3 protein-coding genes are annotated in these 2331 nt (G+C 70.4%); 2 read left to right on the top strand and 1 reads right to left on the bottom strand.

Annotated elements, in window-relative coordinates; genetic code table 11:
- Positions 1-198: 198 nt before the first annotated feature.
- Together AB0M20_RS38860 and AB0M20_RS38855 are read left to right on the top strand one after the other, a co-directional pair.
- The gene (locus tag AB0M20_RS38860; RefSeq protein ID WP_364305979.1) at positions 199-729 is read left to right on the top strand and encodes a hypothetical protein; all 531 of its coding nucleotides are present in this window, start codon (positions 199-201) and stop codon (positions 727-729) included.
- A gap of 80 nt (positions 730-809) precedes the next feature.
- Complete coding sequence (locus tag AB0M20_RS38855; protein ID WP_364305978.1) at positions 810-1430, top strand: response regulator transcription factor; 621 nt, start codon at positions 810-812, stop codon at positions 1428-1430.
- 93 nt (positions 1431-1523) lie between these two features.
- Here the strand turns inward: AB0M20_RS38855 and AB0M20_RS38850 are convergent, their stop codons facing one another.
- Positions 1524-2048: a hypothetical protein gene (locus AB0M20_RS38850; protein WP_364305976.1), complete on the bottom strand. Its 525-nt coding sequence runs from the start codon at positions 2046-2048 to the stop codon at positions 1524-1526.
- Positions 2049-2331 lie beyond the last annotated feature (283 nt).

The raw sequence follows: 2331 nt of genomic DNA, 5'->3' as shown, positions 1-2331 counted from the left end.
AAATCAAGCAAGGCCAAGGCGTCGAGCGCCCGGGTGGGCGACACCGTCCAGCGGACACGGGTACGGCCGTCGGAGCTCCGTCAGCGGTTGTCAGATGCGGGCCGAGATGCCGCCAGGGCCACGGCAACGCGGACGGCGGTTGCGCGTCACATCAAGCCGAGTCCTGTCCGCCTTCCCTCTGTGGGTGAGCTCACGAGAGTGGCAATCCCCGATCTGCCGCGACTGTCCTCGTTGCCGCGACTTCCGGCATTGCCGCTGCTGTCCTCCTTGCCGCAGGTGCCGCATCTGCCCCAGCCGCCCATTCTGTCGCAGCTGCCCAGTTTGTCGCAACTGTCCGGTCTGCCGCAGATCCCATTTTCGGCTTCACGCCAGCTGCCGGGCTTGCTGTCCGGCTTGCTGCCGAGCCAATGGCAGGTGCCGCCGTACGAGGCGGTCATGACGCCTGCGGCCGTGCCTGCGTGCCCGTTCCCACAAACGATGGCCCCTGACCCCGCGCTGTCCGGCGTGATCAAGCCGATGGCGGATCCTGCCCGGCCGGCGCCGGCGCGGCAGCCGGCCGATCGCTCGACATCCACCGGACAGGCACGTGACTCCGGCGGCGGCAATGCGCCCTCGATGGGCGTCGTCTCGTCGTCGTGGCGGCCCGAGACGGCGGTCACCGGCCGTCACCTGGCCACCGATCTCATCACCCGCGGGCGCACCGTCCGCTACGCGGGTCCTCCCAGCTGAACCGACTCCCGCAGGGATCCGGAAACCGGCCGGCACCAGTTCGGCCGCACCGAAGCTTTGACCCTGGCTGGGAGGCCATCGTGAACCGCATTCTGCTCGTCGAACCCATCAGTCTGTTCCGCGGCGCCCTGGCCGCGACGTTGTCCCAGGAAGAGGACCTCGAGGTGGTCGCCGACCTGGGCGCCCTCGATCAAGCACTGGACATGGCCCGCGCGGTGCCGGTGGACGTGGTCGTGGTCAACATCGCCCTTCTGGCCGGCGATGGCCTGGCCGGAGCCGCTCGGCTCACCGCGGAGCGGCCCGGCTGCTCCATCCTCGTGCTGGCCGGTCCGAACGAATCCGGCCTGCTCAACCGAGTGCTGGACTTGGGCGTCGGCGGGGTCATCGGCACCCAGGCCGCCCCGGGGGAGCTGGTCAGCGGGATCCGCCGGCTGGTCCGCGGTGAGCGGGTCATCGACGCGAGCCTGGCCGTGGCGATGGTGGCGGCACCGCGCAGTCCGCTGTCGGCACGCGAGCTCAACGTGTTGAGCATGGCCGCCTCCGGGGTGCCGTCCACGGAGGTCGCCGCCGAGCTGCACCTGAGTACCGGCACGGTGCGCAACTACATCTCGGCGATCCTCCGCAAGACCGGCGCCCGCAACCGCCTCGAGGCGGTTCGCCTTGCCGAGGGTGCGGGCTGGTTGCAGGCGGCGACCCGGTGACGGCGACCTCGTCACGGCGACCTTCAGGACGGCGACGCAGCCGCACGTGGCGGCGTGCGGCTGCGTCGGCGTTACCGGTCAGAGTTGAGCGGGTCAGCCCCGACCGAGCAGGGCGAGGATGGCGTTGAGGAGCGCGGCCAGTCCACCCGCGGTGGGGTTGCCGTCGAGCAGATGGGTGATCGCGCACAGCAGGTTGCCGAGCAGGTTGCCGGGCGCTTGCACCGCGGTGATCACCAGGTGCACCTGGTTCAGGTCGACCACCAGGCCGAGCAGGTCGAGGTGCAGGGGCCCGAGAACCAGGTCCAGCACCCGGCACGTCGCGGCGGCGACCGCCACGGGCGCGTTGACGGTGCGGGTGACGGTGCCGACGGTGGCGCCGGACGAGTCCGTGACCGTCCCGGTCAGCACGCCCGTGGCCACCAGGTCGCCGTTCTGCGACGAGAACCGTGACGGGGTGAAGGTGCCGGCGAAGGAGCCGCCGTTCTCGGCCGTGCCGGTGATCGGTGTGGCGAGGGCGGTCACGGGCGGTGCGGCCGCCTGGGCGCTCGGGGCGGCACTGGCCATACCCGCACCGGTGAAGCTGAGTCCCAGCGCCGCGAGCACTGCTACGACGGTCATCGATAGCCGCTGCCTGTGTGTCATCGTTCCTCCTGCTGATTGCGGTCCGTTCGACTTGTGTTGTCACCGATAAGCCTGGTCGGCGGCGCAGGCTCAACCCAGTGAGCGCTGTCATCAAGTGGCCGTGAGTGGAGTCAGCTGGAGCACTGACAAAAGTCACGTTTGCCGCCGCGAGGGCCGCCCGGCGGCGCGCCCCTCGTGGCGAGCGGAAATCTGCTGGTGAGAACGTGCGCCGCCGGGTACTCGCGGGGCCGGAATCCACATCGAGTCCGTGTCACGGGCG

This window comes from Actinoplanes sp. NPDC051633, assembly GCF_040681735.1.
GTDB lineage: Bacteria > Actinomycetota > Actinomycetes > Mycobacteriales > Micromonosporaceae > Actinoplanes.
This window is presented reverse-complemented; position numbering and strand designations above follow the sequence as displayed.

Excerpts from the sequence above, each read along its gene's own strand:
- AB0M20_RS38850 (WP_364305976.1), bottom strand. The coding sequence starts at position 2,048 with ATGACCGTCGTAGCAGTGCTCGCGGCGCTGGGACTCAGCTTCACCGGT.